Source organism: Glycomyces sp. NPDC050141, assembly GCF_055586545.1.
On the sequence record NZ_JBVJHZ010000003.1, the window covers coordinates 155,301 to 180,184 of the forward strand.

Below are 24,884 nucleotides of genomic sequence, written 5' to 3' on the forward strand. Positions count from 1 at the left end.
CCGCACGCTACGAACCCGCGCCTTCGAGCAGGCTGTCCGCCCCGGCCAGCGGCGCGGAGGAATCCACGATCCGCCCGTCCCGCAGGAACACCACCCGGTCGGCCCAGCCTGCGTGGCGGGCGTCGTGGGTGACGAGGAGTCCGGCGGCTCCGGCGTCGCAGCGGCGGCGCAGGAGTTTGAGGACTTCTTCGCCGGTGTGTGAGTCGAGGGCGCCGGTGGGTTCGTCGGCGAGGACGAGGCGCCGTTCGCCGATCAACGCGCGGGCGATAGCGACGCGCTGCGCTTGGCCGCCGGAGATCTCGTCGGGGAACCGGTCGGCCTGCTTGGTGTCGAGGCCGACCTCTTCGAGCGCGGCGAGCGCGAGCTTGCGGGCTTTGCCGGCGGAGAGGCCGTCGAGTTCGAGCGGCAGGGCGGCGTTCTCGGCGGCGGTGAGGCTGGGGACGAGGTTGTAGTCCTGGAAGACGTACCCGACGCTGCGGCGCCGGAGTGCGGCGAGTTTCTTCTTGTTGAGCGAGGCGAGGACGGTGCCTTCGACGAGGACTTCGCCTGATGTGGGGGCGTCGAGGCCTCCGGCGAGGTTGAGCAGGGTCGACTTGCCGGACCCGGAGGGGCCCATGATGGCGACGAGTTCACCGGCATTGATGTGGAGCTCGGCGTCGACGAGGGCGTGGACGAGGTTCTCGCCGGTGCCGTGGGTACGGCTCACGCCTTTCAAGTGCAGAACGGTCATGGGGGTACCGCGTTCTCTCTCAGATGGTTCGGGAACGGTCGAATTCAGGGTTCGCGTCGGCCGAGTCCGGCTCGCCGACTGCGAAAGGGAACGGCACGGGCAGCTCCGCGCGGGCCACGACGGCCTCGGTGTGGTCGAGCCAGCGGATCTCCGCCTCGGCCCGGAAGATCATCGACTCCAGCACCAGCTTCCAGGCCAGCTCCGCGTCGTCCTCGGCCGACTTGAGCCGCGTGTACTCCTGCAGCAGCCGCAGTGTCGCGGTCCGCTGCCGCTGGATGACGTCGGCGACGTCCACGCCCGGCGTGGTCACCGCCAGTGCCAGCTTGATCGTGAGCTCGTCGCGGGGCCGGTCGGCGGCCTGCACCGGGGACGCGAACCAGCCCGCCAGGTGGCGGCGGCCGGTGTCGGTGATCCGGTACGGGCGCTGGCCGGACTCGTTCTCCGGGAGGGCTTCGACGAGCGCGTCGCGTTCGAGCCGGTTGAGGGTGGTGTAGACCTGTCCGATGTTGAGCGGCCAGGTGTTCCCCGTGGCGCTCTCGAACGCGGCCCGCAGTTGGTAGCCGTAAGCGGGTCCCCGTTCGAGCAGCGCGAGGAGGCTGTGCTTGACACTCATGTGCACCTCGTATCGCTACTAGACCTCTCCACGTGGAGAGATACCGAGTATGGCATAGCTGGTATGCAGCTAGGGGATACGGGGTATGGAATTTTCGGCGAGTTCGGGTGAACGGGCTACTCGGGGCGGCCCGGCCAGGGGTCGGCGGCGGACTGGCCGACCGCGAGGCGCCAGCGCGCCAGCGTCACCGCGGCGTCGCCGTACATGCGCAGGCAGAGCTCGCGCTCGTGCGGCTCGGTCGTGACGACGCCCGCGCGCCAGGTGGTGGCGACGTTGGTCTCGATGGCGAGCAGTACCTCCTGCGCGGCGGCCGCGTCGGCGATCGGCTCGATGTCGTAGCCCGCCAGGGACGGGGCCGCTTCGAGGCCGTGCTCGTCGTAGAAGTCGAGCAGCGCGTCGCGACGGGAGCGGTGCTCGGCCTCGAGTTCCTCGGCGATCCAGCGCGGGTCGCCGTCGAGGTGGACGGTGGCGGCGCTGTAGGCGTAGATGGCCGCGTACTCGGCGGCGAGTCCGGTGTCGACGACGGTCATGCGAGCACCGCCGCGTGGGCGGCGCGGCAGGCCGCGATCTCCCCGAGCACTACGGCGTAGTCCGAGTCGGTGCTGAGGCAGGCCGCGCCGGCCTCTTCGCTTGCGGCCGTTTCGGCTTCGGCGAGCGCGGCGGTGTCGGCGGGGAGCTCCCCGATTGCTTCTGCGACCGTATTGGGCTTCAGGAGTCGCTCCAATGTGGCGGCGTGGGTGCGGTGGTCCTCGGCGAACTCGCCGAAGCCCAGGTCGTCGTTGGCCGCGGCGAGCGTGCGCGCGGTGCGGAGCGCGGCGGTGAGGTCCGCGTCTGAGGTGGTGATGTGCGCCGTCTCCCGGGTGCATCCGGCGGCCGTGATTACGGCCGCCCCGACCAGGAGTCCGCGTCGGGTCGTGAACACACACCCAGTTTCCCAGGCTGCCTTTCCATTCTGTCTCCGGGCGGTTAATCTCGGCCGAACAGGCTACGGAGGGGAAGTGCGCATGGGTGCTGAGCGGCAAGCAGAGGTCGAGGCGATCCTGGCTCCGGCCGTCGCGAAGGTCGGGTTCGATCTCGAAGGGCTGCAGGTGACCAAGGCCGGTCGGCGGCTGCTCGTCCGGGTCCTGGTCGACAAGGACGGCGGGATCAGTCTGGACGATGTGGCGGTTGTCTCGAAAGCCTGCTCGAAGGCCCTGGACGAGTCGGACTCCACGGGCGGACCCTTCGCGGACAGCGCATATACCCTGGAAGTGTCCTCGCCGGGCGTGGACCGTCCGCTGACCGAGCCGCGGCACTGGCGGCGTAATATTGGGCGCTTGGTAGCCGTGCACATCGGGGAGGAGCCCTTCACTGGGCGCGTCACGGCCGCCAGCGAGCGGGGGATTGAACTAGAAGCCGACGGCGTGCGCCGCTCGGCTACCTATGCCGAGCTGGGGCCCGGCAAGGTGCAGATCGAGCTGAGATGAGCGTCTGCTCGAAGACGCGGCTCGCACGCCTTGAACGGCCGCGGTGAGGACAACTCAAGACTTAAGGAGAACGGGTGCATATCGACCTGGCCGCGCTGCGGTCGCTGGAACGCGAGCGCGACATCCCTTTCGAGACCATCCTCGGCGCTATCGAATCGGCGCTGCTGACCGCCTACAAGCACACCCCCGGGGCCGATGAGCGCGCGCGAGTAGTGGTGAACCGCGACAGCGGTATCGCCAATGTCCTTGTGCCGGTGCTGAACGAAGAGGAAGAGGTCGTCTCCGAGCGCGACGACACCCCCGAGGGTTTCGGCCGCATCGCCGCCCAGACCGCGAAGCAGGTCATCCTGCAGCGGCTGCGCGAGGCCGCCGACGAGGTCAACTACGGCGAGTACTCCGGCAAGGAGGGCGACATCGTCACCGGTGTCGTCCAGGCCCACGGCGAGCGCAACGAGCGCGGCATCGTCACTGTCGACCTCGGCAAGATCGAGGCCACCCTGCCCCTCAACGAGCAGGTCCCCGGTGAGAACTACGACCACGGCAAGCGCATCCGCGCCATCGTCATCCAGGTGAACCGCACCGCCCGCGGCCCCCAGATCACGCTGTCCCGCACCCACCCCGCCCTGGTGAAGAAGCTGTTCGCGTTCGAGGTCCCCGAGATCGACGAGGGCGCCGTGGAGATCCCGGCGATCGCACGTGAGGCCGGTCACCGTTCCAAGATCGCGGTGCGCGCCACAACGAAGGACGTCAACGCGAAGGGCGCGTGCATCGGCCCGATGGGCTCGCGCGTGCGCGCCGTCATGAGCGAACTCGGCGGCGAGAAGATCGACATCGTCGACTGGGACGCCGACCCCGCACGGTTCGTCGCGAACGCCCTCTCCCCGGCGAAGACCCTGTCGGTGCGGGTGGTGGACGAGGCCACGCGGTCCACTGAGGTGATCGTCCCGGACTATCAGCTTTCGCTCGCGATCGGCCGCGAAGGCCAGAACGCCCGGCTCGCCGCGCGCCTCACGGGGTGGCGGATCGACATCAAGTCCGACGCTCATGTCTCCGGCGGAGCGAAGGAGGAGACCGGCCCGGCCGGTGGCGGTCGGCGGTCCGGGAGGTAGACTGATTAGCGGATCGCAACGTGACGCAGCGGTAGTCCGCACTTGTGTGGGGTGCCGCAGACGCGCATCGGCCGCCGAGCTGCTGCGAGTCGTCGTTCAACGCTCTGAGGGTTCCCCGAACCGTTTGGTTCCGGACCCGCAGCGCCGCCTCAGCGGCCGCGGAGCCCATGTGCACCACGACCTGAACTGCCTTGAACAGGCAGTTCGCAAGCGTGCGTTCGCCCGAGCCCTCAGAATCGAGGGAGCGGTAGACGTTGGAGCGGTGCGAGCCCATGTCGAGTCGGAGTCGGCCGAGAGGCCGACTCCCGCACACGAAGCAGGTAGAGACCGAATGAAGACCACGCGATGAAGTTCTGCGAATGAACGCGTTGCTAGTCGGTAGATAAGGTCGGCGGGCGCTGCCCGTACGACCTCGAATTGAGGAGTGCAGTGGCAGCAAAGCCCCGCGTACATGAACTTGCCAAGGAACTGGGCACGACGAGCAAGGAACTGCTCGCCCGCCTCGGGGACATGGGCGAGTTCGTGAAGTCAGCGTCGAGCACGGTCGAGGCGCCTGTGGCGCGTCGACTGCGGCAGGAATACGACGCCGCACAGGGCGCCCCGGCCGCTGGGGCCGGGAAGACGGAATCCCCAGCGCCCGAGCCCGCCAAGGCGGCGGCCCCCAAGGGCCCGCGCCCGGCGGCGCCGAGCCCGTCCAAGATCATGCAGGCCAAGGTCGAGGCCAAGGACGCCAAGTCCGAGGCGAAGGCCGAAGCCGAAGCGAAGAAGGCCGTGAAGAAGGCCGCCCCGAAGCCGGGCGCGGCCGCACCTGGCCCGAAGCCCGGCCCCAAGCCCGCTCCGGTCCCGGCTCCGGCCGCCCAGCCCACGAGCGCCCGCGACATCGAGGTGGCCGCGGAGCAGAAGCGCGCCGAGGAACTGGTCAAGCGCCAGCAGGAGCAGGCAGAGGCCGCCAAGCGCGCCGCCGCCGCTCCGAAGCCCGGCCCCAAGCCCGCTCCGGCCGCCCGTCCGGGCGCCCCGAAGCCGGGCCCCAAGAACCCGTTCGGTGTCGGCGGCGCGAGCGCCAAGCCGCGCCCCGCTGCCGCTGACGGCGGTGCGGAGCGTCCGGGCGGTCCCCGTCCGAGCCCGCGCATGATGCCTCCGCGCCCGAACCCGGGCATGATGCCCGGTCGTCCCGCAGGCGGCGGTCGTGACGGCGGTCCCCGCGGGGCCCGCGGCGGCGGTCGCGGCGGACCCGGCGGCGGCGCAGGTCGCCCCGGTGGCGGCGGCGGTCGTCCCGGTGGGGGCGGCGGCAACTACCGCGGCACGTTCGGCGGTGCCGGCGGCGGCGGTGGCGCAGCAGGCGGTGCAGGCGGCGGTTCCGGTCCTTCGACCGGTGCACCCGCGCCTTACCGCGGCGGCGGCGGTCGCGCAGGCGGCGGCGGCAAGGCCCGCGGCGGCGGTGCGGCCGGTGCGTTCGGTCGCGGCGGCCCCCGCGGCAAGTCCCGCAAGTCGCGTCGTCAGCGGCGCCAGGAGTTCGACAACCTCGCAGCGCCGAGGATGCAGTCGGGCGCTCCGCGCGGCAACGGCGAGACCATTCGCCTCGCTCGCGGCGCGTCGCTCTCCGACTTCGCCGACAAGATCGGCACCCTGCCGGGCACCCTCGTCCAGGAGCTGTTCTCCTTGGGCGAGATGGTGACCGCGACGCAGTCCGTGTCCGAGGAGACCTTCGAGCTCCTCGGCGCCCACCTCGACTGGGACATCAAGATCGTGTCCCCCGAGGAAGAGGACCGCGAGCTGCTCGCGCAGTTCGGCATCGACCTCGACGAGGAGGACAAGGACACCTTCGTCGCGCGTCCCCCGGTCGTCACGGTCATGGGCCACGTCGACCACGGTAAGACGAAGCTGCTGGACGCGATCCGCAGCTCCAACGTGGTCGCGGGCGAAGCGGGCGGCATCACCCAGCACATCGGCGCGTACCAGGTGCACGTCGAGCACGAGGGCGAAGACCGCGCGATCACCTTCATCGACACCCCGGGCCACGAGGCGTTCACCGCCATGCGTGCCCGAGGCGCGAACGTCACTGACATCGTGGTGCTCGTGGTCGCGGCCGACGACGGCGTCATGCCGCAGACGGTCGAGGCCCTGAACCACGCGAGTGCCGCGGGCGCTCCGGTCGTGGTGGCGGTCAACAAGACCGACCTCCCCGACGCGAACCCGGGCAAGGTCCGCCAGCAGCTGACCGAGTACGGCCTGGTCGCCGAGGAGTACGGCGGGCAGACCATGTTCGTCGACGTGGCCGCCAAGCCGCGCATCGGTATCGCGGAACTGCTCGAAGCGGTCCTGCTGACCGCCGACGCGTCCCTCGAACTCGAGGCGTCGGAGGCCGGCAACGGGCAGGGCATCGCGATCGAAGCGCACCTCGACAAGGGCCGCGGCCCGGTCGCGACCGTCCTGGTCCAGAAGGGCACGCTGCGGGTCGGCGACTCGATCGTCGCCGGCGGCGCGCACGGCCGCGTCCGGGCGATGCACGACGCCGACGGCAACCGCGTCACTGAGGCGACCCCGTCGTTCCCGGTGCAGGTGCAGGGCCTCGCGTCCGTCCCGATGGCGGGCGACGTGTTCCTCGCCGCCGACGACGACCGCACGGTCCGCCAGATCGCCGAGCAGCGTCAGGCCCGCCGCCGCGCCGCTCAGCAGGCGTCCCGCGTCTCGCGCACCACGCTCGAGAACCTCATGGACAAGATCGCCGAAGGCGAGCGCACCACGCTCTCCCTCATCATCAAGGGCGACGGCGCCGGTTCGGTCGAGGCCCTCGAAGAGGCCCTGGTCGCGCTGGAGATCCCCGAGGAAGTGCACCTGCAGGTCATCCACCGCGGCGTCGGCCCGATCACCGAATCGGACGTCAACCTCGCGGCGGCCGGCGACGGCGAGTCCGCGACGATCATCGCGTTCAACGTCCGAGCCGAGGGTCGCGTCCGCGACATGGCCGAGCGCGAAGGCGTGGACGTCCGGTACTACACGGTCATCTACCAGGCGATCGAGGAGATCGAGACCGCGCTCAAGGGCATGCTGAAGCCCGAGTACGAGGAAGCGGCGCTCGGTTCGGCCGAGATCCGCGAGGTCTTCCGCTCCTCGAAGCTCGGCAACATCGCCGGTGCGCTGGTCACGAGCGGTTCGATCAAGCGCAACGCGAAGGTGCGCCTCATGCGCGACGGCGCGGTCGTCATCGAGACGACCATCTCGTCGCTGCGCCGGTTCAAGGACGACGCGACCGAGGTCCGCGAGGGCTTCGAGTGCGGCTTCACCTTGAAGAACTACAACAACATCGAAGAGGGCGACATCATCGAAGCCTTCGAGATGCGCGAGAAGCCGCGCGCTTAGTGCGTCTGCTCGACAGCGAAGCCGCAGCGCGGCTCGGCGAGGCCTTTCGGGGCTTCCGCCGGGCCGCGCTGTCGGCCGTCTACGGTCAGGCCGCGATGACCGCGGCCGACCGCGGCGACTACCGCGCGCTCCTGGGGCAGTGCGGCGACGATTCGCTCGGGGTGTTGACCCGCCTGTTCGTGATCGGCGTGCCGGTTCCGGCTGAGGAGGTCGCGGAAGCGTTGGCCCCCTTTGGTTTCGACGAGGCCCGCGAATGCGGCCTCGTGTGGGGGAACTCGGAGTACCTGGCGGGCTGGGGCGCCCAGTTCGACGGCGAGCGCCTGCTGTTCTCGGACCAGCTCCCGAACACCACGGGAGGCCGCACCCGCGAGCATGTGCTCGGCATCGGCGGCGCCTCGAAGCTCCTCATGGACGCGACCCTCCGCGGGCCGGTCGGCAGCGCCCTGGATCTCGGCACCGGCTGCGGCGTCCAGGCCCTCGCCTTGGCCGAGCATGCGTCGAGCGTGACGGCGACCGACCTGAGCGACCGCGCGGTGGCCTTCGCGGAGTTGAACGCTGTCGTGAACGGCGTGAACCCCGAACTGCTGCAAGGCGATCTGCTCGCCCCCGTGGTGGGCCGCCGCTTCGACCTCGTGGTCGCGAACCCGCCGTTCGTGATCGCCACGCCCGGTTCGGGCTGGACCTACCGCGACGGCGGCCGGGAGGCCGACGGCATCGCCGCCGAGCTCGCGGCGGCCTCAGCGGACCTGCTCAACCCTGGCGGCACCATGCAGTTCCTCGCGAACTGGCTGCACATCGAAGGCGAAGACTGGGCCGAGCGGGTGGCGGGCTGGTTCCCTGACGAAGGCGTCCAGGTCTGGGCCGTGGAACGCGAGAAGCTCGACCCGCTCGACTACGTGCGCACCTGGCAGCGCGACTCCGGCGAGGACCACGACGCCGACCAAGCCGCCGCATGGCTCGACTGGTTCGAGTCCGAACACGTTGCGGGCGTGGGCTTCGGCTTCATCAACGTCCGCCGCATCGAAGGCCCGACCACCGTGGTCTGCGAGGAGGCCCGCCACTCGGTCGAGACGCCGTGGCGCGACCGCGTCGAGGACTGGTTCGCGGTGCGCGCCAGAGACCTCGAACCCGAGACCCTGTGGCAGGCGAAGCTCCGCGTCGCCGAAGGCGTCGTCCTCCAGCAGACCGCGGCCGCAGGCGAAGAGGGCTGGGACGTCGACCGCCAGTGGCTCCAGCAGGCGGACGGCATGCGCTACGCCGAGGAACTGGACCCGCTCGTCGTGCAGTTCATGGGCGCGTGCAACGGCGAAGCCGAAGTGCGCCTCCAGGTCCAGCTCCTCGCCGACACGTACGGGGCAGAACCGGCGATGCTCTACGCCCAGCTCTACCCCGTGATCCGCGGCCTCATCGAACGCGGCTTCCTGCGCTAGCCGACCATGGCCGCGGTCAGTGACTGAACGGTCGTTGTCATCGGCTTCGAACTATTCGCGTTCCAGGAGTTCGGTCGGGACCCGGTAGCCGTGGCGGTGGTACAAGTCCGCTGACCGTTCCGAGGGCCAGACGATGAGCGTGTCCACGGCCATCGGTGCGCGTGCGTATTCGTTGACGGCTGCGAGCAGCGCCGACCCGATGCCGTGTCCTCGGTACTCCGGGAGCACGTAGAAGTTCGTGAGGTAGCCGACCGGCGCCGAGGGGCCGTCTGGTGAGGGCACCTTCTCGACGTGCTGCAGGTACAGGTTCCCGACGATGACGCCGGGGTTCTCCGCGACCGTGGCGAAGTGGATGAGCCAGTCGCTTCCGGCGATCCTCGAACGCAGCCAGGTCTCGCAGCGGTTCAGGAAGTCGTACTCGGACACCGTCGAAGGGCCGCTGGCCTCCTCGCGCTTGTGCATCCAGCGGAGCCGGGCGAGATCGGCGGCGTCGTCGGGCATGGCGACGTGTATGAGTGGGGTCATGAGCGCAGGTAGGCCAGGACCGCTTTGACGCGGCGGTGGTGGTCGCCGTCCTCGCTGCTCAGTGTGAGCTTGGTGAAGATGTTGCGGATGTGCTTCTCGACCGCGCCGTCGGAGATGAAGAGCTTCTTGCCGATCGCCTTGTTGGAGTGCCCTTCGGCCATGAGGCCCAGGACCTCCTTCTCGCGGGGGGTGAGGGTCGCGACCGGGTCGTTCTTCCTGCGGCGCACCATGAGCTGCGAGACGACCTCGGGGTCGAAGACCGTGCCGCCGCCCGCGACGCGCTTCAGGGAGTCCATGAAGTCGTCCACGTCGATCACGCGGTCCTTCAGCAGGTAGCCGACCGCGCCCCGGGCGTCGGCGAGGAGGTCGTCCGCGTAGGAGACCTCCACGTACTGGCTGAGGATGAGGATCGGCGCGCCCGGCACGAGCTCGCGGGCGCGGGTCGCTGCCCGCAGCCCCTCGTCGGTGAAGGACGGCGGCATCCGCACGTCCACCACCGACACGTCGGGCCGGTGCTCGGCGACGGCCTCCACGAGGGCGTCGCCGTCGCCGACCTCGGCGACCACTTCGCAGCCGAACTCCTCCAGGAGCCTGACCAGCCCTGAGCGGATGAGCACTGCGTCATCGGCCACCACTACCCGCACCCGTCACCCCACCCTCCGGCGCCTACGGCGCCTCTCCCCGAACACGAGTAAACACTGTTCCTACGCACTAGGAACCTCCACGACGATCACTGTCGGACCGCCGTCGGGGGAGTCGATGGTCCACTGGCCCTCGACGGCTTTGACCCGGTCGGTGAGGCCCGAGAGCCCGTGCCCCTTCGAGACGTGCGCGCCCCCGATCCCGTTGTCGCCGACCGAGAGGACCAGCCTATCCCCCCAGTCCTCGACCGACACGGTCGCTTTCGTCGCCTGCGAGTGCTTCGCGATATTCGTCAGGCACTCGGCCGTGACGAAGTAGACGGTGCTCTCGACGCTGGCCTTGTAGCGGCCGTTGAGGTCCGTGTCCAGCTCGACCGGCACGAGCGACCGCGCCGCGAGGGCCGCGAGCGCCGCGTCCAGGCCCCGGTCGGTGAGGATCGGCGGCGCGATGCCCCTCGAGAGCGAGCGGAGCTCGTCGATGGTCTCCCGGGTCTGCGCGATCGCGGCCTCCAGTGTCGCCTGCGCCGCTTCGGGATTGGTCGCGAGCTGGCGTTTGACGCGGGCCAGTTCCATGCCCAGGCCCACCAGCCGCTGCTGCGGGCCGTCGTGGATGTCGCGCTCGATCCGGCGCAGCGCGTCGGCCTCGGCGGAGGTCGCGGCGTTGCGGGCCTCGTCGAGCTGGTCGATCCGCTCGTGCAGGCCGCTGATCGAGGTGAGCATCCCCTTGCCGACGTACGCCTGGGCGAGCGCCAGGCCGCGGAGCACGGGCACCAGCGTCAGCGCCATGATGACGCCGCCGATCATCGCGAGGATCGACCGCGCGAGATACGAGTCGCCCCAGCCGAGCCACACCGTCGCGTAGTGGAGGCCGTCGTCGCTGTCGCCGCCCGTGGCGGCCTCGATGATCCACGTGTACGCCGGGTACAGCAGGGTCGCGGCGGTCACCGTCCACCACGAGACCGTCACCGCGAAGCCCACGATCGAGATGGGCAGCACCGCGACCGCCCACAGCACGTTCAGCCAGGACTGCCCGTCGGTGAGCGCGATCAGGAAGCGCCGCAGCGCCGAAGCGTCCTCGGGGGCGCGCTTGTACCGGGGGCGGGGCAGTTCGCGCCGGAGCACGGCCGGGAGCATCGAGCGGCCCGCGGCGGCCATGCCGCGCATCGCGAAGAGGGTGGCGGCGGCGATGGGCACGCCGATCCAGATGACGGCGGTGCCGACGCCGAGCAGGGTGCCGACCAAGCCGATGATGAAGGCGGGCAAGGCGATGAAGAACATCGACAAGAGGTAGCCGGTGTCGATGCCCAGTTGTCGCAGGGTTGTACGCATGCGTCAACACTAGAAAGGCCGGGTCGCCACCGCGACCCGGCCGTCCTGTGTCTTCCTGGTAGGGACAGCCCTACCTCAACGCCAGTGCTGGCTAAACGACACCCGCCCCAGGTTGGCGCGGCTCGCGCGTGGCGATCCCGGCCACCGAGTTGAGCAGGCTCAGGATGCAGATCCCGATCACGAAGTTCAGCCCGGCCGTCGCGATCTGCGAGTCCAGGTCGGCGACGACAGTGAACGGGATGAGCACGCCCACCGCGATGACCAGCAGCATGATCCACACGAAGAAGCTCATGGGCCTCGGCATGAGCAGCAGCAGCATGTGCACGACCCCGGTGGCGAGGATCGCGACGCCGAACGCGCCGAACGCGTACGTCGTCGTGGTCGCGTCGCCGTACGCGCCCGCGTCCGAGGGCGAGAGGATGTTGATGCCGAAGACCCCGCGTACCAGCAGGATGCCCACCAGCGCCACGAGCGCGGCGACCACGGCCGTGCCGAACCCGCCCGCCCACAGCTTCGCGGCGTCGACCGACGGGCGCTGCGGTTCGGGCTGCGACGGCGCCGCCGCCGGGTACCGCCTCGTCGGGTCCTGGTTCCCTGCCCAGCCGCCTTGGGGTGCCGACATGGTGCCTCCTTCTCGGCGAAGCCCGCGAACCGCCCGAAACGGCCCGCTCCTGGGGCCCATGGTGGCAGTAACCCGTGACGGAGGTCGCGAAACCGGTGTTTTCGGGCAGCTGAAAAGATCTTGGGGATGTCGGTGGCGGCGCGTAATGTAGAGCGGTGTTCACCGGATGCGCAGAATTCGACCTCCTCCTCCCGCCGGACTCCCGCTCACTGAAGGCCAAGCGCTCCTACGTGCGCCCGATCGTCGCCTCGCTGCGGAAGTACGAGGTGGCGGTGGCCGAGGTCAGCGACCAGGACGTCCACGGCCGCACCACCATCGGCGTCGCCGCCGTGGCGGGCGAGAACCGGCACGTCCAGGAGCTCCTGGACGCCTGCGAGCACCACGTCGCCGGGCGCCCCGAAGTGGAGCTCCTGAGCGTACGGCGGCGCGTCTTCGGCCCAGAAGACGAATAGCGAGACCAGTAGCGGTCCGCCTCAGGCGGCGGGCGGCAGAGCGGCCTCGGCGAAGCTCGCGAGCCGTAAATGAGTAAGGCGCGTTCGAGAAGAGACGCGCATAAGCGGAAGGCAGGAGTGCGATGGTAGACGCGGCGAAGCGGGCCCAGGTTTCCAAGCGGGTCATGGAGCTGACCGCCCAGGCGGTGCGCAAGCTCAAGGACCCCCGGGTCGGCATGGTCACCATCACCGACGCGCGGGTCACCCCCGACCTGCGCGAAGCGACGGTCTTCTACACCGTCCTCGGCGACGAAGAGCAGGTCAAGGCCTCCGCGGCCGGTCTGGAGCGCGCCACCGGGCACCTCCGCACCACCGTCGGACGTGCCCTCGGGATGCGTCACACGCCGTCCCTCGCCTTCATCGCCGACACCGTCCCGGACCAGGCGAACCGCATCGAGGCGCTCCTCGCGCAGGCCGCCGCGGCCGACGCCGAGGTCCACAAGATCGCCGAAGGCGCCTCCTACGCGGGCGAAGAGAACCCGTACATAGTCAAGGACGAAGAAGAGGAGGACTCGGAAGAGTCCACCCGGTGACCCCCGGGCAGGACGCCGCGCCGCGCCCGGCCTCGTACGGGCGCATCGCGTCCCTCGCGGTCCCCGCCCTGGTCGTGCTCGCCGCCGAGCCGATCTACCTCCTGATCGACACGGCCGTCGTCGGCCACCTCGGCGCGGTGCCGCTCGGCGGCCTCGCCCTCGGCGGCGTCATCATGGGCCTCGCGCCGTTCATCGGCGCGGTCCTCGCCTACGGCACCACCGCCCGGGCCTCCCGCCGCTACGGCGCCGGGGACCGGCCCGGCGCGGTCGCCGAAGGCGTCCAAGGCACCTGGCTCGCGCTCGCCGCCGGGCTCGTCATGATCGTCGCCTTCCAGTTCCTCGCGGGCCCGGTCGCCGGGCTCATGGGCGACGACCCCGCCGTGGAGGCCGCGGCCGCCGAATGGCTGCGCGTCGCCGTCCTCGGCGCGCCGTTCCTGCTCGCGGCCGGAGCCGGGCAGGGCTGGATGCGCGCGGTGCAGGACACCAAGCGCCCCATGTGGTTCGTGACGGCCTCGTTCCTGCTCTCTGCGGTGCTCGCGCCGATCCTCGTCTACCCCGTCGGGCTCGGCCTCGTCGGCTCGGCCTGGGCCAACGCCGTGGCGCAGGCCGTCTCGGGCGTCCTGTTCCTCCTCGCGCTGCGCCGCGAACGCGTCCCGCTGCGCGTCGACTGGCCGCTCATGTCGAAGCAGCTCGTCGCCAACGGCGACCTCATCATCCGCGGCATCGCGTTCCAGGTCAGCTCCTTCTCGGCCACCGCCGTGGCCGCGCGCGTCGGCACCGCCGCGCTCGGTGCCCACCAGATCGGCATGCAGCTGTGGTTCTTCGCGGCGCTCGCCCTCGACGCGGTCGCGATCGCCGCGCAGGCGCTCATCGGCGCCGACCTCGGCGCGGGCAGACCTGCGGCCGCGCGCGCCACCGCGAAGCGGCTGACGATCGTCGGCCTCGGCTACGGCACGGTCTTCCTCCTGGTCGTGCTCGCGTCGCTGCCGGTCCTGCCCGACCTGTTCACCGCCTCGGCCGACGTCCACGACCAGCTCGGCTTCATCTGGCCGTGGCTCGTGCTGCTCCTGCCGGTCGCGGGCGTGGTCTTCGCGCTCGACGGCGTGCTCATCGGCGCAGGCGACCTGCGGTTCATGCGGAACATGACCGTCATCTCGATCGCGAGCGGCCTGCCGTTCACGTGGCTCACGCTCGCGTTCGGGTGGGGCCTCACCGGCATCTGGGGCGGCATCGCGGTGTTCATGCTCGTGCGCCTCGGCATGATCCTGTGGCGCCTGCGCTCGGGCGACTGGGCGGTCACCGGCGCCGAGCGCGTCTGATAATTCTCATCCCACTATGTGAATAGTGCGATCAATTTTGCCTGAACCTTCGTTAAGGTGTCGAGGATGAAGACTCATTCATCGACTCGACGGAAGCGCCGCACCCGTCCCGATAATTGGGACGAGGAGAAGGCGGAGGCACTGCGCGCCCTTCAGGAATCGCTCGACCGGCACCAGTAGCCGCCCGGGCGGCAGGCGCGGTTAGCCTTGACGACCGTGACCACAAAGCCGCCCAGATCCGCGAAACCCGAGCCGCTGCCGGGCCTCATCGTCGTCGACAAGCCGCAGGGGATCACCTCGCACGGCGTCGTGTCCCGCATGCGCCGCATCTGCGGCACCCGCAAAGTCGGCCACGGCGGCACGCTCGACCCGATGGCCACAGGCGTTCTCATCGTCGCGGTCGGCAAGGCCACCAAGCTGCTGACATATGTGTCGGGCCTCGACAAGTCCTACGCCGCGACGATCCGGCTCGGCCAAGCCACGGTCACCGACGACGCCGAAGGCGACGTGACCGCGACCGTTGACGCCGCTGCCGTGACCGACCCGGCGATCCGCGACGGGCTCGCGGCCATGACCGGCGAGATCGACCAGGTGCCGAGCGCGGTGAGCGCGGTGAAGATCGACGGCCAGCGCGCGTACAAGCTCGTGCGCGACGGCGAGACGGTCGAGCTGAAGGCCCGGCGCGTCACCATCGCCTCCATCACGGTCGAGGCCATCCGCCGCGAGGGCGGGTTCGTCGACGTGGACGTTGACGTGTCGTGCTCTTCGGGCACCTACATCCGCGCGATCGCGCGCGACCTCGGCGCCGCGCTCGGCGTCGGCGGGCACTTGACTGCCTTGCGGCGCACCAGGATCGGCGGCTTCGGGCTCGACACAGCCGCGACGCTGGAAGCGCTGGCGGAACGCTCGGAGGCGGGCGAGCCGCTGGGCATGCTCGCGATGGGCGAGGCGGCGGCGCGGCTCATGCCGACGCGTACGGCGACCGAGGCGGAGGCCAAGGCGCTGTCGTACGGCAAGCCGCTCGACGCGGTCGGCATCGAGGGCCGGTACGCGGTCCTCAACGAGGCCGGCGACCTGCTGGCGGTCATGACAGAGCAGGACGGCAAGGCCAAGCCCGAAACGGTCTTCGCCGCCGCGAGCTAGGGAGCGCTGGGTGGCCTCGGAGCGCCGCTGCTGCGGCGGCTGCGCGGCCGCCGCGCTGGGCGCGGCGGCTATAGGGCATGCCCCTTCCCACCCGCATCCACCTCCGACCACCTGGGATAAATAAGACGACTCTCCCATACGGGTCCGACACTTCGGTGTTTTCGCAGCTCAGTAGCCTTGTGTCTGGGATCGGAAGGCGATCGGGGTGGTGCCGGTTCGTTGGGCGAAGAACTTGTTGAAGTTGGTGGCGCTGCTGAAGCCGAGGCGTTCGCCGATGCGGGCCGCCGGGGTCGGGGAGCAGGCGAGCATGCGCTTGGCCTCGAGGATGACCCGGCGGTCGATGAACTCCTTGGCGGGCACTCCGACCGCCGCGAGCGTGGCCCGCGACAGGGTCCTGGGGGAGTAGGCGAGGGCTTCGGCGTAGTCGCTGAGGCGCCGGGAGTTCGCGAAGTCGCGTTCGACCGCGTCGCGGAACGCCAGGTACACCTCGCTCGGCTCCGGTCCTGCTTGCGGCGCAGGGAGACTCGCGACTCGGAGCACCAGGACGGCGAGGAGGTGCCGGAGCACCTGCAGCCGCGTGTCCAGCGGCAGCCGGTCGGCCGAGTGCTCCCACTGCAGCTGCGTGGTCGCCGCGCGCAGGAGCGCGTGGTCCTCGCTCGTGGGGACGCGCACCGCCGGGGCGTGTGGGTCGTCGACGCACACGCCGATCGACGTGTCGGGGTCCAGGAACCCGGTCGCGAAGCGGATGACGGTGCCTTCGGCCTGGTCGAGGCCGCTCCACTGCTGCACCTGGCCCGGCCGCGCCCACAGCCACTGGCTCGGGGCGAGCGGGTGGTCGGTGAAGTCGACGGCGTGGCTCATCGCGCCCGAGGTCAGGGTGATCAGGCAGTGCCGGTCGGACCTGAAGGGCCGCGCGAGAGCGGGAGCGTCGCCGCTCGCGCGCAGCCGCGCGAGCGTGAGGATCTCGATCAGGGGCTCGTCGCTTCGGGACGGCTCCAGGGCAGGCGCGAAGAGGCGGCCCGTTATGTCATCTTGTCGCGTATTCACCAGCATCGACGGCAAGTTTATCCCTTTTATCGTGGTTCCACGTTGTGTCTCGATCATAGGGCCGAGCCGCCTAGGAAACTTGTTTAAATTTGAAGTAGTGTAGTCGCCATGGCTGAAACCAAGACCGTCGACTTCTGGTTCGACCCCGCCTGCCCGTGGGCGTGGATGACCTCCCGCTGGATCATCGAGGCCGCGAAGCTCCGTCCGATCAACATCCGCTGGAACGTGATGAGCCTCTTCGTGCTCAACGAGCCGAAGCTGGACGAGATCCCCGAGTACTACAAGGAGATGCTGCCCAAGACCCTCCCGGCCGTTCGCGTCGCGACCGCCGTGGCGCAGCAGTACGACAACGAGACCCTGGGCCGCTTCTACACCGCCCTCGGCAACCGCATCCACCTCGGCGGCGAGAAGGACGCTGAGGTCTACATCCCCGCCGCGCTCGAGGCCGCGGGCCTGCCGGTCGAGCTGGCCGACGCCGGCAAGTCGGAGGAGTGGGACGAGGCGCTGAAGGCCTCGCACCAGCGCGGTATCGGCCTCGTCGGGACCGACGTCGGCACCCCGGTGGTCGCCGTCGAGAACGACGAGGGCGAGCAGGTCGGCCTCTTCGGTCCCGTGGTCACCCCCGCCCCGCAGGGCGAGGCCGCCGCGAAGCTGTGGGACGGCGTCTACGCCGTGGCCACCACCCCGGGCTTCTACGAGCTCAAGCGCTCGCGCACCAACGGCCCGAACTTCGACAACCTCACCGCCGACATCTAGGCGGCACGGCAAAGCGACAGCGGAACGCCCGCAACGCATATCGCGTTGCGGGCGTTCGCGTGAGCTCCGTCCCCCGAGGTCGGGTGTGTCCGAACTCGGTCGCCCCCGAATCAATGATCCTGTGTGGGTACGACAGTGCCGGACCCTAACGAAGCGTTCGGGCCCCGCGCGATTGTCGCGCGGGGCCCGAACGCCTACGTGTTAGCCGACCTGGGAGAGCCAGGACTGCTCGGTGCCGCCTGCTGCCTGGCGGTAGGGGCGCAGTTCGCGGTCCCATTCCAGGCCGAGCAGCTGGTCGAGCCCGCTGCGGAGTGCCTCGACGCTGGTGGTGGTCGCCAGCAGCGCCCGGATGCGGTCCTCGGCGATCATGATCTCGCCGCCGGCGCTCATCGCGGCACGGTAGATGCCGCGGCCGGGGACGTGCATGATCCGCTCGCCGTCGACGCCCGCGCTCGGATCCTCGGTGATCTCGAAGCGCAGCATCGGCCACTGGGCGAGGGCCTTCGCGAACTCGGCGCCCATGCCGGCGTAGCCGGTCCAGGCCCGCTCGGCCCGCATGGTGGAGCGCTCGGCCTGCTGCGGGGTCCAGCCCAGCTTCACGCCCTGGCTCGCGCTCGAGCCGGAGCGCTCCAGGACACGGCCGATCGCCCACTCGACATGCGGGCAGACCGCAGACGGGCTGGAGTGGATGTAGATCACGCCGCGTGTCTGCATCGCGCACCTCCTTGGGAATCGGCGTCTCTGAGTACTGGCTCACTCCTTGTGGTCATTTCGCTACGACTTGAAGTCGTGCATCGAGCATCGGTCGGGATGAGAGTGGGATGAACTCGAACCCGGCGCGCTATTCCGCTCAGTTACATACTGACAGCTTCGAAAGCATCGCGCTAGGCTTAAACCGCTCCGGGGGCTCACTTTTTCGATCATTCGATGCGTCACACCCGGTACGTGTGCTAGTTGCCGCACCCCGCACCTGAGCTACACTTGCGCATGACCGGCGTCTGTCGGTTTTCTTTTGTGGTCCAACCCAGGTTCAGCGCCCGCGATTCGGGCTGCTCTCCCTGTGTCAGGCCGAAGATTCGTCTTACACGACATGGTGAGGAGACCGGCGTGGCAGCCAACACTTCCAAGACAGCACGCGCGTCCGTCAAGGCCGGCCAGGCCAAGGGCGGCGCGGGACTCAACGTCCTCGGCGAGTTCAAGTACCTGATCCCGCTCAACAACGGGAAGCACGTGTACCTGCGCAACCTCGTCGACGGCAAGACCCTGCACCTCGCCACCGGCTCTGAGGCGTTCACCGAGGCCGTCAAGGCCCTCGCCGCCGCCGGTCACGGCGCGAAGATCAAGGCCGAGATCGAGGGTCTGGCCGCCAAGCTCCCCGCGGAGCAGGGCTGGGACACCACCCTCAAGACCCTCGAAGAGGCGGACGTGTTCGCCGCCGAGGCCGTCGCCGCCTAGGTTTCGCACCCGCGACGTTCGCGCTCCATGCCCGCCAGGGCGTGGGGCGCTTTTCGTTTTCCCGGTTTCGCAGCCCCCGGAATTGCTCGATCGCCTGTTCGAGATTGCGTATGCAGGAATTGCATTCGGATTAATTGCGGGCTTGCCGAATAAGCCCCTTGAAGCGGTACGCCTCACCCGATCGGACGATCCCCAATGGGGCGACCGTCTCAGTCGGCCAGATCGGCGGTGCAGACCGGTTCGGACATCGGGACGTCGTCGATGCTCCGCAGCAGGCCCACAGTGAAGCAGTAGTCCTCGCTGGGGATCAGGCCCGCCGCGGTGAACTCGGTGGCCGTGGTGCCGTCGGGGTTGAGCGGCTCGGCCTTCTCGTCGCCGACGCGCTGCGCGAAGACGATGTACCGCAGGTTCTCCGCGTCGGCGGCGGCAGTCCAGGTCAGGGACACCTCGCCGTCGGCCCACCCCTCGATGGCGAGCTCCTGCGCGGCCTCGCCCCCGGTGTTCGCCTGGTTCATGTCCTCAGCGCCCTGATTGGGCGTGAGAATCCACAGCCACACCGTCATGATCCCGCCGAGCAGCACAGTGATCGCAAGCCCGAGGTACACGTACGACTTGAGGCTCCGCTCGTCCTTCTGGCGCGGCTGGACCTGCTTGGGCGCCTTGTACGCCTTGGTCTTCCGCTGCTTCGTGCCGTCGCGGCCGATGACGGGCGGCGCGAACACCTGCTCCTGCGGGGCCGCCTGCGGCGACTGCTGCACGGCCTGCGGGCTCCACGGCATCGGCGGCGGCTGCATGCTCACCGGCGCCTGCGGTGGCGCCGAATACGGTGCGATGTTCGGCGCGTGCTGTTGCGGCGCACCGGAGAACGGCTGGGCGCTCATGGGCGCACCGGAGAAGGGCTGCGCGCTCATCGGGGCTCCCGAGAACGGCGCTGCGGATACTGGACCGGCCACGGCGGAGCTTGCGGAGCCGTAAATTTGCTCAGGGTGTGCCCCGTCGAGCTGGGCGTACCTCGGGTCGATCGCGTGGCCGAGCTCGCCGCCGTACCCGCCGGTGCGGCCCCCGGTCATGCCGCCGCCGAGGGTGCCGCCCCGTTCGGGCTGCGGCACCGGGTGCACGGGTGCGAAGGGGTCCAACGGGACCCGCGTTCCGCGCGAGGCGACCTCGGGCCGGTACACCGTCTCTTCGTTGCTGACGTCGCCGATCACGGCGGGCGCGGCGGCCTTGCCGACCCCGCCGCCGTACATGCCGCGCTGGAGTTCTTCCGCGAACGCCTGGCCCGAGGCCGGACGCTTTGCCGGGTCGCGGGAGAGTCCCCGCACGAGCAGGCTCTCCAGCCACTCCGGCACGTCCTCGCGCGGGAGCTTCGGCGGCGGCGCGTCGGAGGTGACGCGCTGGCGGTGCGTGTCGGGGTCGGTCCCGCCCTCGGGGTTCGCGAACGGCGCGAACCCGGCGAGGAGGTGCCACATGCTCGACGCGAGGCTGAAGAGGTCGCTCGAGGAGGTCTGGGCTTGGCGCAGCAGCGCCTCAGGGGAGGCGTGCAGCGGCGTGAGCTTGTCGATAGCGGCCGTCGCGGCCAGCGAAGCGGGCGTGCGGGCGATGCCGAAGTCCGCCAGCGCGGGCCCGTACTGGCCGCGCAGGATGTTCTGGGGCTTGACGTCCCGGTGCAGGATGTCGGCGTTGTGCGCCGCCTGGAGGGCCTGCCCGATCTTGACGCCGACGTCGATCACGTCGTCGACGGGCAAGGGCCCGTTGGCTTTCAGGATCGCCGAGTACGAGCCGCCTTCGCAGTACTCCATCACGATGTACGGCTGCCCGGCGTCGGTGTGGCCGGTGTCGATGATCGAGACGATGTGCGGGTGGTTCGAGACCGCGACGGTGGCCTCGAGTTCCTTCTCGACCGAGTCCGCGGTGGTCATGTCGTCGTCGACGAGCAGGACCTTGACGGCTACCGTGCGGTCGAGCCGCTCCTGGACGGCGGTGTAGACGAACGCGGTCGACCCGTGGGCGACCATCGCGAAGTCGCGGTAGCCGGGGATGGCCGGAGTGGGGGAGCTCAAGGCGAGGGCTTCCTGTCAGGAGACGTGTTGTCGTCCTGAACAGAGTAGCCCTCGCCTTGAGGGTGCCTCAGATGCGTCCGCTTTGGCCGTTCAGCAGGTTCGCGACCCGGATGAGGCCCAGGTGCGAGTACGCCTGCGGGTGGTTGCCCAGGCCGCGCTCGGCGATCGGGTCCCACTGCTCGGGCAGCAGCCCGGTCGGGCCCGCGCACGCGAGGATCTGCTCGAACAGCTCCTCGGCGTCGGTCTGGCGGCCCACCTGCAGGTACGCCTCGGCGAGCCACGCGGCGCAGATGATGAACCCGCCCTCGGTGCCCGGCAGGCCGTCGTCGCGGTGGTAGCGGTAGACCGTGGGGCCCGAGCGCAGCCCGGCCTCGATCTTGAGCACGGTCTTGAGGTAGCGCGGGTCGTCCGCCGCGAGCAGCCCCGAGAGGCCCACCCAGAGCGAGGCGGCGTCGAGGTCGTCGTGGCCGTACGCGGCCGTGTAGGCCCCGGCGTCGTCGTTCCAGCCCAGTTCGAGGACGTTCTTGGCGATCTGGTCGCGCAGTTCGACCCAGTCCGGGCCGGACTCCATGCCGAACTGGTCGGCGACCTTCAGCGCCCGGTCCACCGTGACCCAGCACATGACCTTCGAGTAGACGTGGTGCCGGGGGGCCTGGCGGGCCTCCCAGATGCCGTGGTCGGGCTCGTGCCAGCGCTTCGCGACGGCCTCGACCATGCTGCCCATGACCTGCTGCTCGAAGTCGGAGAGGTGCCCGCGGCGTTGCGCGACGGCCTCGATGAGCATCGCGACGGGACCGAACACGTCCAGCTGGACCTGGTTCGACGCGGCGTTGTTGATGCGCACCGGCCGCGCCCCGGCGTAACCGGGGAGCGTGTCGATGATCGCCTCGGGGCTCGGGGCCATGCCCTCGATGTCGTACAGCGGGGCCAGCCGCTCGGGGTGGCCCGCGGTGCGTTCGAGGATCCCTGCGACCCAGGCGAAGTACGCCTCGGCCTCTTGGAGCGAGCCGAGGTCGACGAGTGCGTTCGCGGTCATCGCGGCGTCGCGGATCCAGCAGAACCGGTAGTCCCAGTTGCGGACGCCGCCCAGCTCCTCGGGGAGCGAGGTGGTACCGGCGGCGAGGATCGCACCGGTCGGCTGGTAGCAGAGCGCCTTGAGCGCCAGCGCCGAGCGCGACACCATCTCGGTCTCGACGCGCGGGAGCTTCAGCGAGTCCGACCAGTTGCGCCAACCGGCTTCGGTGGTGCGGCGGCGGACGTTGACGGCGGGCTTCCACTCGTCGAGGCTCGCCGATCCGGCGCGCATCTCGAGCACGAGGCTCCCGCCGACGGCGGCGAGGTCGACGACGGCGGTGGCGAGCGAGTGCTGGCCGTCGTACTCGACCTGCCAGTCCACGCCCGGCGAGCGCAGGCTGATGGGCTCGCGGCCGCCGAGGACCCGCAGGCCGTCGTCGCCGACGGGCTGGAGCTGCACGGGCAGCTGCCCGAACTCAGGTCGCGGAGCGAACGTGATCTTGACGGGGACCTCGCCGTGGATCTCGCGCACGAGCACGGTGGCGTTGAGGTCGCCTCGGCGGCGCGGCGTGGAGTCGAGCCAGTCGGTGACCGACAGGCCCGGCCAGCGGGTCTCAACGGTCATCGTCCCGGACACGTACCGCTGGCCGAGGGGGATGCCGGCGTTGACGGGCTGGACGGTGAAGTGCCCGGCGTGCTCGCCGCCGAGGAGGTCGGCGAAGACCGAGCCGGAGTCGGGCTTCGGGTGGCACATCCAGGTCACGCGGCCCTCGGGGGTGAGGAGGGCGTGGTTGGCGCCGTCGGCGAGCATCGTGTGCCGCTCGATCAGCTGGGCCGATTCGCCCTGGAGCCAGGCGCGCCGGGTGTCGACGAGGCGGGCGAGGAGCTTCGCGACGTCTTCGGGGTCGGAGATGCGGAACGCGGCGCGGGTGGGGCCGGGGCCGACGCGGACGCCGACGTCAGGACCATGAAGGTGCGCAAACGCATTCTCGTCGGTCACGTCGTCACCGAGGAAGAGGACCGCGGAGGCCCCCAGCTGGTGGCGGAGCTTGTCGAGCGCGTCGCCCTTGTGGGTGGTGACCACGGACAGGTCGATGACGGCCTTGCCCTCGGTGGTTTGCACGCCGTCCCAAGTGGACGGACCCTCGCGGACGTCCTCGACCGCCCGCATCGCGTCCATGTCGGACGCTTCGCGGACGTGCAGCGCGCACCCGGCCGGCTTGGGCTCGACCCGGGCGCCCTCGTAGCGTTCGGCGATCGCCGACAGCTCGGCGACGAGCTTGTCGCGCAACCGCTGGTCCTCGCTGGAGAGCGCCCGGGTGAAACCGACGTCGAACTCGGACCCGTGGGACCCGACCAGATGGATCTCGGAAGGCAGGCGGGAGAGCGCCGCCAGGTCGCGCAAAGCGCGGCCCGAGATGACCGCGACCTTCGTCTGCGGCAGGTTCGCCAGCGTCCGCAGGGCCGAGACCGACTCCGGGAGCGGCATGGCCTGCGAGGGATCGGTGACGATCGGCGCGAGCGTGCCGTCGTAGTCGCACGCGATCAGCAGTTGCGGAACGCGGGCGAGCAGTGTGAGGGCCGAGCGCAGCTCCTCGGAGGAGCTGAAGTCCTCCGGCGCGGGGCCCTCAGGGCGTGGTGCGGTCATCGTGGCGTATCTCTCCAACACCGTCGTTGCGGAAAATCTGGCCTGCCGCCCGACGCCGGGTATCAGACTTCGGCTGTCGGGCTGCCCGGATTGTACGCCGCGCTGCGCTCCGGAACTCCTAGCGCTGTGAGGAAACTGCGCGCCCAGCGATTCACATCGTGCTTGCGCAGATACCGCCTCATCGCGCGCATCCGTTTCATCTTATCGTCGAGAGGCGCATTTGCAGCTGTCACAAATCCGTCTTTCAAATCGGTCAAATCATGCGGATTCACCAGGAACGCCTGCCGCAGATCGCCTGCGGCGCCAGCGAACTCGCTCAAGACGAGTGCGCCGCGGTTGTCGACGCGGCTCGCCACGTACTCCTTCGCGACCAGGTTCATGCCGTCGCGCAGCGGGGTCACCGCCATGATGTCGGCTGCCTGGTACAGCGCGGCGAGCTCGTACCGGTCGAAGCTCTGGTGCAGGTAGTGCACCGCCGGGAGCCCGACCTGCCCGTACTCGCCGTTGATGCGCCCGACCTGGCGCTCCACGCGTTCGCGCAGCTTCATGTACTGGTCGACGCGCTCGCGGCTCGGGGTGGCGACCTGCACCATCACCGCGTTCGGCACCCGCAGCCGCCCGTCTTCCAAGAGCTCCCTGAAAGCCTTGAGCCGCTGTTCGATGCCCTTGGTGTAGTCGAGCCGGTCCACGCCGAGGATGATCGTCTCCGGCTCGCCAAGCTCGGCGCGGATCTCCTTGGCGCGCTGGCGGACCCGTTCGGTGCCCGCGACCTCTTCGTTGTGGGCGGTGTCGATCGAGATGGGGAAGGCGTCGGCGCGCACGAGCCGGTCGTCGACGTTGACGTAGTGGCCGCGCGGCCGGTAGCCCAGGAGGTGCCTCGTGAGCGCCAGGAAGTTCTGCGCCGCGAGGGGCCGCTGGAAGCCGACGAGGTCGGCGCCCAGGAGGCCCTTGAGGATCTCCATGCGGTGCGGGAGCTGCATGAACAGCTCCACGGGCGGGAACGGGATGTGCAGGAAGAACCCGATCCGCAGGTCGGGGCGGCGCTCGCGGAGCATGCCCGGGACGAGCTGGAGCTGGTAGTCCTGGACCCACACGACGGCCCCGGGGGCGGCCTCTTGGGCGCAGACGTCCGCGAAGCGCTCGTTGACCTCGTAGTAGGACTTCCACCAGGAGCGGCGGAAGACGCGCGGTTCGACCGCGTCGTGGTAGAGCGGCCACAGCGAGGCGTTCGAGAACCCCTCGTAGTAGCGCAGGACCTCGTTCTCGCTCAACGGGACCGGCATGAGGGTCACGCCGTCGGCCTCGAAGGCGTCAGGGGCTTCGCCGGCGATGCCGGCCCAGCCGATCCACGTGCCGCGGTTGGCTTGGAGAACGGGTTCGAGGGCGGTGACGAGGCCGCCAGGGGATCGGCGCCAGGTTCGGTTTCCCTCTGAGTCGACTACAGCGTCGACGGGGAGGCGGTTGGCGACGACAATGAAGGATGCGTTGCTCAATTCGTATTTCCTCCTTTTCGCAAGCCTACCGGTGCGCGTGACTGAGCGGTCGCGGTGACGCAGACGGGTCCGGCGACGGCCCGATTGGCGGTTCGCCCCC

The 24,884-nt window shown here is 69.9% G+C and carries 24 protein-coding genes; 11 read left to right on the forward strand and 13 right to left on the reverse strand.

Annotation, left to right across the window (positions count from 1 at the left end):
• Nucleotides 1–7 precede the first annotated feature (7 nt).
• The 4 genes from ACZ60M_RS03000 to ACZ60M_RS03015 all read right to left on the reverse strand — a co-directional run bounded on the left by ACZ60M_RS03000 (nt 8) and on the right by ACZ60M_RS03015 (nt 2,265).
• Nucleotides 8–730: an ABC transporter ATP-binding protein gene (locus ACZ60M_RS03000; RefSeq protein ID WP_465414114.1), complete on the reverse strand. Its 723-nt coding sequence runs from the start codon at nt 728–730 to the stop codon at nt 8–10.
• Nucleotides 731–749: 19 nt separating this feature from the next.
• Nucleotides 750–1,343, reverse strand: a complete 594-nt coding sequence (locus tag ACZ60M_RS03005; protein ID WP_465414116.1) for a PadR family transcriptional regulator — start codon at nt 1,341–1,343, stop codon at nt 750–752.
• 116 nt (nt 1,344–1,459) lie between these two features.
• On the reverse strand, nt 1,460–1,873 hold the full coding sequence (locus ACZ60M_RS03010) for a DUF4439 domain-containing protein (protein WP_465414118.1): 414 nt from the start codon (nt 1,871–1,873) through the stop codon (nt 1,460–1,462).
• Nucleotides 1,870–2,265, reverse strand: coding sequence for a hypothetical protein (locus ACZ60M_RS03015; RefSeq protein ID WP_465414120.1), 396 nt, complete (start codon nt 2,263–2,265; stop codon nt 1,870–1,872). Before ACZ60M_RS03015 ends, ACZ60M_RS03010 begins: the two co-directional genes overlap by 4 nt.
• A gap of 82 nt (nt 2,266–2,347) precedes the next feature.
• Between ACZ60M_RS03015 and rimP the strand changes: the two genes are divergently transcribed.
• The 5 genes from rimP (at nt 2,348) to ACZ60M_RS03040 (ending at nt 8,708) form a co-directional block, all read left to right on the forward strand.
• Nucleotides 2,348–2,809 (forward strand): ribosome maturation factor RimP, encoded by a 462-nt coding sequence (rimP, locus tag ACZ60M_RS03020; RefSeq protein ID WP_465414122.1) that lies wholly within the window; start codon nt 2,348–2,350, stop codon nt 2,807–2,809.
• 74 nt (nt 2,810–2,883) lie between these two features.
• Nucleotides 2,884–3,918, forward strand: coding sequence for a transcription termination factor NusA (gene nusA, locus ACZ60M_RS03025; protein ID WP_465414124.1), 1,035 nt, complete (start codon nt 2,884–2,886; stop codon nt 3,916–3,918).
• A 1-nt stretch (nt 3,919) separates the two neighbouring features.
• Nucleotides 3,920–4,267, forward strand: a complete 348-nt coding sequence (locus tag ACZ60M_RS03030; RefSeq protein ID WP_465414215.1) for a YlxR family protein — start codon at nt 3,920–3,922, stop codon at nt 4,265–4,267.
• Nucleotides 4,268–4,347: 80 nt separating this feature from the next.
• Nucleotides 4,348–7,278 (forward strand): translation initiation factor IF-2, encoded by a 2,931-nt coding sequence (infB, locus tag ACZ60M_RS03035; RefSeq protein ID WP_465414126.1) that lies wholly within the window; start codon nt 4,348–4,350, stop codon nt 7,276–7,278.
• The gene (locus ACZ60M_RS03040; RefSeq protein ID WP_465414128.1) at nt 7,278–8,708 is read left to right on the forward strand and encodes a DUF7782 domain-containing protein; all 1,431 of its coding nucleotides are present in this window, start codon (nt 7,278–7,280) and stop codon (nt 8,706–8,708) included. The genes infB and ACZ60M_RS03040 overlap by 1 nt, the downstream gene beginning before the upstream one ends.
• A 51-nt stretch (nt 8,709–8,759) precedes the next feature.
• Here ACZ60M_RS03040 and ACZ60M_RS03045 read toward each other — a convergent pair whose 3' ends face one another.
• The 4 genes from ACZ60M_RS03045 to ACZ60M_RS03060 all read right to left on the reverse strand — a co-directional run bounded on the left by ACZ60M_RS03045 (nt 8,760) and on the right by ACZ60M_RS03060 (nt 11,825).
• Entirely contained in the window at nt 8,760–9,233 is a 474-nt protein-coding gene (locus tag ACZ60M_RS03045; RefSeq protein WP_465414130.1) for a GNAT family N-acetyltransferase, read from the reverse strand.
• Entirely contained in the window at nt 9,230–9,877 is a 648-nt protein-coding gene (locus ACZ60M_RS03050; protein ID WP_465414132.1) for a response regulator, read from the reverse strand. Before ACZ60M_RS03050 ends, ACZ60M_RS03045 begins: the two co-directional genes overlap by 4 nt.
• Nucleotides 9,878–9,937: 60 nt before the next feature.
• Nucleotides 9,938–11,203, reverse strand: a complete 1,266-nt coding sequence (locus ACZ60M_RS03055) for a sensor histidine kinase (RefSeq protein ID WP_465414134.1) — start codon at nt 11,201–11,203, stop codon at nt 9,938–9,940.
• Nucleotides 11,204–11,294: 91 nt separating this feature from the next.
• Nucleotides 11,295–11,825 carry a DUF6069 family protein gene (locus ACZ60M_RS03060; protein ID WP_465414136.1) on the reverse strand — a complete coding sequence of 177 codons (531 nt, stop codon included), beginning with the start codon at nt 11,823–11,825 and terminating at the stop codon, nt 11,295–11,297.
• 155 nt (nt 11,826–11,980) lie between these two features.
• Between ACZ60M_RS03060 and ACZ60M_RS03065 the strand changes: the two genes are divergently transcribed.
• The 4 genes from ACZ60M_RS03065 to truB all read left to right on the forward strand — a co-directional run bounded on the left by ACZ60M_RS03065 (nt 11,981) and on the right by truB (nt 15,311).
• The gene (locus ACZ60M_RS03065; protein WP_465414138.1) at nt 11,981–12,277 is read left to right on the forward strand and encodes a DUF503 domain-containing protein; all 297 of its coding nucleotides are present in this window, start codon (nt 11,981–11,983) and stop codon (nt 12,275–12,277) included.
• A 122-nt stretch (nt 12,278–12,399) separates the two neighbouring features.
• Nucleotides 12,400–12,849: a 30S ribosome-binding factor RbfA gene (gene rbfA / locus ACZ60M_RS03070; RefSeq protein WP_465414139.1), complete on the forward strand. Its 450-nt coding sequence runs from the start codon at nt 12,400–12,402 to the stop codon at nt 12,847–12,849.
• The gene (locus ACZ60M_RS03075; RefSeq protein ID WP_465414141.1) at nt 12,846–14,168 is read left to right on the forward strand and encodes an MATE family efflux transporter; all 1,323 of its coding nucleotides are present in this window, start codon (nt 12,846–12,848) and stop codon (nt 14,166–14,168) included. Before rbfA ends, ACZ60M_RS03075 begins: the two co-directional genes overlap by 4 nt.
• A gap of 216 nt (nt 14,169–14,384) precedes the next feature.
• Entirely contained in the window at nt 14,385–15,311 is a 927-nt protein-coding gene (truB, locus tag ACZ60M_RS03080; protein WP_465414143.1) for a tRNA pseudouridine(55) synthase TruB, read from the forward strand.
• Nucleotides 15,312–15,479: 168 nt separating this feature from the next.
• On the opposite strand, the gene ACZ60M_RS03085 is transcribed toward truB, so the two are convergent.
• Nucleotides 15,480–16,364 carry a helix-turn-helix domain-containing protein gene (locus ACZ60M_RS03085; protein WP_465414145.1) on the reverse strand — a complete coding sequence of 295 codons (885 nt, stop codon included), beginning with the start codon at nt 16,362–16,364 and terminating at the stop codon, nt 15,480–15,482.
• Between the two features lie 102 nt (nt 16,365–16,466).
• Here ACZ60M_RS03085 and ACZ60M_RS03090 point away from each other — a divergent pair, with 102 nt between their 5' ends.
• Nucleotides 16,467–17,114, forward strand: a complete 648-nt coding sequence (locus ACZ60M_RS03090; protein ID WP_465414147.1) for a mycothiol-dependent nitroreductase Rv2466c family protein — start codon at nt 16,467–16,469, stop codon at nt 17,112–17,114.
• Nucleotides 17,115–17,315: 201 nt separating this feature from the next.
• On the opposite strand, the gene ACZ60M_RS03095 is transcribed toward ACZ60M_RS03090, so the two are convergent.
• A complete protein-coding gene (locus ACZ60M_RS03095; protein WP_465414149.1) occupies nt 17,316–17,828 on the reverse strand; it encodes a DUF3145 domain-containing protein in 513 nt (170 codons plus the stop codon).
• Between the two features lie 393 nt (nt 17,829–18,221).
• On the opposite strand from ACZ60M_RS03095, the gene ACZ60M_RS03100 reads away from it, so the two are divergent.
• Nucleotides 18,222–18,569, forward strand: coding sequence for a hypothetical protein (locus tag ACZ60M_RS03100; protein WP_465414151.1), 348 nt, complete (start codon nt 18,222–18,224; stop codon nt 18,567–18,569).
• 209 nt (nt 18,570–18,778) lie between these two features.
• Here the strand turns inward: ACZ60M_RS03100 and ACZ60M_RS03105 are convergent, their stop codons facing one another.
• From ACZ60M_RS03105 to ACZ60M_RS03115, 3 genes are all read right to left on the reverse strand, one after another.
• Nucleotides 18,779–20,629, reverse strand: a complete 1,851-nt coding sequence (locus ACZ60M_RS03105) for a protein kinase domain-containing protein (RefSeq protein WP_465414152.1) — start codon at nt 20,627–20,629, stop codon at nt 18,779–18,781.
• Nucleotides 20,630–20,696: 67 nt separating this feature from the next.
• Nucleotides 20,697–23,291, reverse strand: coding sequence for a trehalose-phosphatase (gene otsB, locus ACZ60M_RS03110; protein ID WP_465414154.1), 2,595 nt, complete (start codon nt 23,289–23,291; stop codon nt 20,697–20,699).
• A 62-nt stretch (nt 23,292–23,353) separates the two neighbouring features.
• Entirely contained in the window at nt 23,354–24,784 is a 1,431-nt protein-coding gene (locus tag ACZ60M_RS03115) for an alpha,alpha-trehalose-phosphate synthase (UDP-forming) (protein WP_465414156.1), read from the reverse strand.
• Between the last annotated feature and the right edge of the window lie 100 nt (nt 24,785–24,884).